This window comes from Acetatifactor sp. (assembly GCF_982438285.1).
This window is the reverse complement of sequence record NZ_CEWDFQ010000248.1, coordinates 1-4,696: the sequence shown is the minus strand read 5'-3', so window position 1 is coordinate 4,696 and position 4,696 is coordinate 1. Positions and strand designations below refer to the sequence as shown.

Here is a 4,696-nt window from a genome sequence, read left to right as displayed (position 1 = left end):
GCTGAAAATCTTTTAGGCGCTTCAGTCATATTCTGCGATATCATAAATCAATTTTTCAGAATCCTCCCAGCCTAGGCAGGGATCGGTGATAGATTTACCGTACACGCCGCCGCCAACCTTCTGGCAGCCTTCCTCGATATAGCTTTCAATCATAAGACCCTTTACCAGCGTGTGGATGTCCGCATTGAGCCTGCGGCTGTGCATTACTTCCTTGGCAATGCGGATTTGCTGCTCAAACTGCTTGTTGGAATTGGAATGGTTTACGTCTATCACACAGGCAGGATTTTTCAAGTCCATCTTGCCATACATCTCCAAAAGACGGTTTAAATCCTCATAGTGGTAGTTGGGAATATTGTGCCCGTGCTTGTTTGTTGCGCCCCGGAGTACCGTGTGGGCCAGATCATTTCCTGTGGTGTTTACCTCCCAGCCCCGGTAAATAAAAGAATGGGGATGCTGGGCCGCATACACGGAATTGAGCATAACGGAAAAATCGCCGCTGGTGGGATTTTTCATGCCGGAGGGGACGTCGAAGCCGCTGACCGTCAGACGGTGCTGCTGATCCTCCACGGAGCGGGCGCCGATGGCAACATAGGACAAAATATCCGAAACATACCGCCAGTTTTCAGGGTAAAGCATTTCGTCCGCAGCTGTGAGGCCGGTTTCCTCCATGGCTCTGATGTGCATTTTCCGCATAGCAATCAGGCCGGCCAAAAAGTCGGGCTTTTTCTCAGGGTCCGGCTGATGCACAATTCCTTTATAGCCCTCCCCGGTAGTGCGCGGCTTGTTTGTGTAGATTCTGGGAATCAAAATCAGCTTGTCCTTTACTTTTTCGCTGACCTTTGCCAGACGATTTACATAATCGCATACGGAATCCTCGTTGTCTGCGGAGCAAGGGCCTATGATTACCAGAAACTTGTTGCTCTTGCCAGTAATTACATCGCGAATTTGTGCGTCCCGCTCTTCCTTCACTTTTACAAGGGAAGGGGGAAGCGGATATTTTTCACGAATCTCTGCCGGAGTGGGCAGCTTCTTGATAAATTCAAAACTCATTTTATTTTACCATGCCGGAGGCAAATCCTTTCTTTCGTTCTGTAAAATCCTTACTATTATAGTATAGATCGGAAAAACCTGCAAGGGATGCAAGTATGTATTGTCATCATTGGACAGAAATAAACGCAAGATAATACAAAATTTTATAAAAAAAATACATTTTCTTTTTGAAAATCATAGTGTACAATAAGCGTAGGTTTTTTAACAAAACCTCCCCTTTTTTGGACAACATCCCACCCCCAAGGGATGTTGTCTTTTTTTCGATAAAAAGTCCGCAAAGCATCTGATGCCGCTGCCCCGGAAATTTACAGAGGCTGTATTATGCTGTGGGATGCAGAAGCCAGTCCACGTTTTCTAAATTAGTGGTAGAATTTTTGGAAAATAATGGTAAATTAGTATTATACAAAAGATAGCTGAACAAAGCAGGCGGATAAGGAAATGGATAAAGAAGCTGAATTTGTAAAAATGTATGAGGAGCACTATAAAACGGTGCAAAGATATGTGAGGACAATTCTCGGCAGCAGCTCTTTTGCGGAAGATGTGGTACAAGACACATTTTTGGAGGCGTGGAGGAAATTTGACATTATCAGAGAACATCCAAATCAGGGTGGATGGCTGATACGCACTGCATGCTATAAAATTCGCAACATCAGGAAAAGATTTAACAAACTGGAAACGATTTCTTTGGATGATGGCGTGGAACCCTCCAGGGAGGATTACGCTCTGGAGACGAAGGAGCTGGATGTGATTTTGGAGAAAACGCTGAATGAGGAGGAACGTCTGCGGTTTAAGAGATATTATCTGTGGGGATATACTATTCAGGAGATTGCCAGACTGGAGGGGATTTCAGAAAACAATGCAAGAGTGAGAATCAGCCGTGTAATCCATAAGCTGAGAAAGGAAATCCTGGCGGTGAGCTTTTTGTCCTTTGCCATGAGCGGTATTCTGGAAAATCTTTGTATGCTGGTGAAGGACTTCATGATGTTTTGATGTGTAAAAGGGAAATGGAGGAAATGGATGTAGGAAATGAACAGGGAGTATAAAAATCAAAAGGGTAAGGAAACGATTATCAAGGAAATCAGGGAGCGGCTGCGATGGTATACCTTTGAAGCTTCCGAGGAAGAGATTGACCCGAAGGAAATGGCGGCCATGGTGAAGCTCTTGGAGGTTTTAGAGGAGGAAAACAGGGAACCTGAAGAAAGCATGAAGGAGGCTTATGCCCGTTTCCGGGTCCACCGGGACCAGTGGGAGGCGGATGAGGCCGAAATTTCAGCCCTGAGAGAACAGGAGACTCTGCACAAGGCGGAAGAAAAGGGACGCCGGAAATTTGTTCCAGGGCTTGGCAGAAAAATGGGAGCAAAGAGAAGGCTGGTTGTGGGCTTTTCTGCTGCGGCCTTATTTGTGGCAGTATTCACCGTAGGGGGAGCGGTGGGCGTCAACGCCGAGAGAAACGGTGGATTTTTCCATTGGCTGAAGCGGGATGAGACGGGTGTTACGATCATTACGTCACCGGACAGTCTGGAGACTGGAACAAGTATTGAGGGGACAGCAACCTACGAAAGCTGGGATGAGGTGCCGGAGCCATATAGGCAATACGAAATCCAGCCGGAGGAAATGGGCACCTTGGAAGGATATGTCTTAAAGAGAATCGAAGCCACAGAAACTGATACATATGTGGCTGTATCGTCTCTATTTGAGAAGAGGGAGAATGGAAATATTTTGAAATTCAGTGTTAAGGACTATGAAAATGTGGTTTCCTATAACAGACAGCCCTATCTGGATGCAGAGTATCTCTACAGCATTGAGGAGGGAGAAATGCAGTTGGATGTTTTAATTCAGGAGGAACAGGGGGAGAAAGTGTACACTCTCTATTTTTATTTAGGAAGTGGACAATATTGTGTGCAGAGCAAAGGAGATTTGGCGTTTGCTGAGGAGGCGGCCAGGGAATATTATGCTTTTGTGTCGGGAAAATAGAAAAATTAAAAAAATTTTATTTTTTTTGTAATAAACTGCTTTTTCGGGACATATATTAAGTAGAAGGGTAAAATTGGAAGACACGATGAGGGAAGGAGGAAGAAAACCCTTCGATTACAAAGTTACAAAAGAAAAAGGAGTACTTAGAATGAACGGAAGGATCAAAAGGAGAGTGCGGAGATTTTTCTGTACGGCGTTGGCGGCATTGTTTCTGGTGTCTGCTCCCTGTACACAGGCCTTGGCTGCAGAGGCGGACACGGGATATGAGGAGGTGCAGGTGCTGGAGGCTTCGGTTCATGCCTTGCCGGTGGATGAAAACGCTCCTAGCCTGCAGACGCTTTTTGGAAGTTGTTCTATTGACATCAGTGGCAGTGACAGTGGTATGCTGATTCAGATTCAGACACAAAGCTATGGTGTTTCCTCTGTCATTGGGGTGAAGGATATCAAAATCCAGAAGAAGGTGTGGTACGGCTGGCAGACAGTGGGCACCTCCAGCGGCGGAGAACTTACCAATGTGAGCAATATGGTTTGCAGTGTTTTGTATGAAGGTGCTGAAAAAGGAGAAACCTACAAGATCACTTGCGTACATTATGCAAATGTGGATGGCTACAAGGAAGGAACCAGCGATACTGGAGCGTTTGTGTACAATTATTAAGTAAAACAAGTAAAAAGGGAAATGGGATGTCCGAAAATTTTTAAGGGGAATTTTCAGGATTTTTACATAACAGGTTTTTGATACAACAGGAACAAATGCAATTGTCTTAGTGGGTGGGAATTGTCATACGTGAATTGGGGAATTCTACGGTGGACGGATCGCAGATGGCGATGAATACATTGGTTGGGCGTAATAGCCCGGGTTGACAATTGTAAGGAAAGGGGCTTTTATCATTAAACATTTCAAATTTGGCGGCACACACATTGACACGGCGGCGTATGACGCTCAATGCGAGGTGCTGGAGGTAAGATTTTGGCGCGGCGGAGAAGTGTGGCAGTATTCCGGTGTACCGGAGGAGCTTTGGTACACATTTAAGGGAGAAGCAAGGCCGGACATGTTCTATCACAGGAATATTAAGGGACGCTTTGATGAAAGAAGGATATGGACGCCAAAATATTAATTAAGCGGCAAGCAAGAGTTGTTTTTGGGGAATTGGGAGTGTCGCAAAATCATCAAATAAGGTGATTTTGCGGCACTTTCGCGCTTGACAGGATGCCTGCAATTTGCTACGATAAAGCTACACATCAGGGAAGGTTCTTAACCGCTTCGGTTGCAAATCCCATAGACAAAATAATAAATAAGGCGGGATGCACGGAAGGGGAGAGAGCTTTCACAGGACCCTTTGTCTTTGCATCTGCCAAAGTACGAAAGGGGAAAGCTGTGGAAAAAAGAAAACTGAAAGAGCTGAATCTGCTGGATGATTTTTTGTTCAATACCATGGTGACACATCCGGAAATTGGAGAGCAATTCTGCAGGATATTGCTGGGGATGATACTTGGGAGGAGCCTTGGAAGATTAGAGATCATAGCACAGAGAACTTACTATGGATGCGACACGGATTTACATGGGGCGCGGCTGGACGTGTGTCTGGAAGAGACGAAAGAGAGCGGCAGACAGGGATATATCTATGATGTGGAGCCAAGCCTTTATGGGAGAGGCGGTGCGGGAATGGTGGAT

General features: G+C 45.5%; 5 protein-coding genes and 1 pseudogene. 5 read left to right on the top strand and 1 reads right to left on the bottom strand.

Going from position 1 to position 4,696, the window contains the following annotated elements; all coding sequences use genetic code 11:
• Window positions 1-21: 21 nt before the first annotated feature.
• Window positions 22-1,050 carry a 3-deoxy-7-phosphoheptulonate synthase gene (locus AC1WIP_RS11645; RefSeq protein ID WP_481141984.1) on the bottom strand — a complete coding sequence of 343 codons (1,029 nt, stop codon included), beginning with the start codon at window positions 1,048-1,050 and terminating at the stop codon, window positions 22-24.
• A 438-nt stretch (window positions 1,051-1,488) separates the two neighbouring features.
• Here AC1WIP_RS11645 and AC1WIP_RS11640 point away from each other — a divergent pair, with 438 nt between their 5' ends.
• The 5 genes and pseudogenes from AC1WIP_RS11640 to AC1WIP_RS11620 form a co-directional block, all read left to right on the top strand.
• Window positions 1,489-2,040 carry an RNA polymerase sigma factor gene (locus tag AC1WIP_RS11640; RefSeq protein ID WP_481141983.1) on the top strand — a complete coding sequence of 184 codons (552 nt, stop codon included), beginning with the start codon at window positions 1,489-1,491 and terminating at the stop codon, window positions 2,038-2,040.
• Window positions 2,041-2,076: 36 nt separating this feature from the next.
• Window positions 2,077-3,024 carry a hypothetical protein gene (locus tag AC1WIP_RS11635; RefSeq protein ID WP_481141982.1) on the top strand — a complete coding sequence of 316 codons (948 nt, stop codon included), beginning with the start codon at window positions 2,077-2,079 and terminating at the stop codon, window positions 3,022-3,024.
• A gap of 148 nt (window positions 3,025-3,172) precedes the next feature.
• Complete coding sequence (locus AC1WIP_RS11630; protein WP_481141981.1) at window positions 3,173-3,679, top strand: hypothetical protein; 507 nt, start codon at window positions 3,173-3,175, stop codon at window positions 3,677-3,679.
• Between the two features lie 202 nt (window positions 3,680-3,881).
• On the top strand, window positions 3,882-4,139 hold the full coding sequence (locus AC1WIP_RS11625; RefSeq protein WP_318702871.1) for a KTSC domain-containing protein: 258 nt from the start codon (window positions 3,882-3,884) through the stop codon (window positions 4,137-4,139).
• Window positions 4,140-4,399: 260 nt separating this feature from the next.
• Window positions 4,400-4,696, top strand: a pseudogene (locus tag AC1WIP_RS11620) (hypothetical protein); the annotation flags it as partial.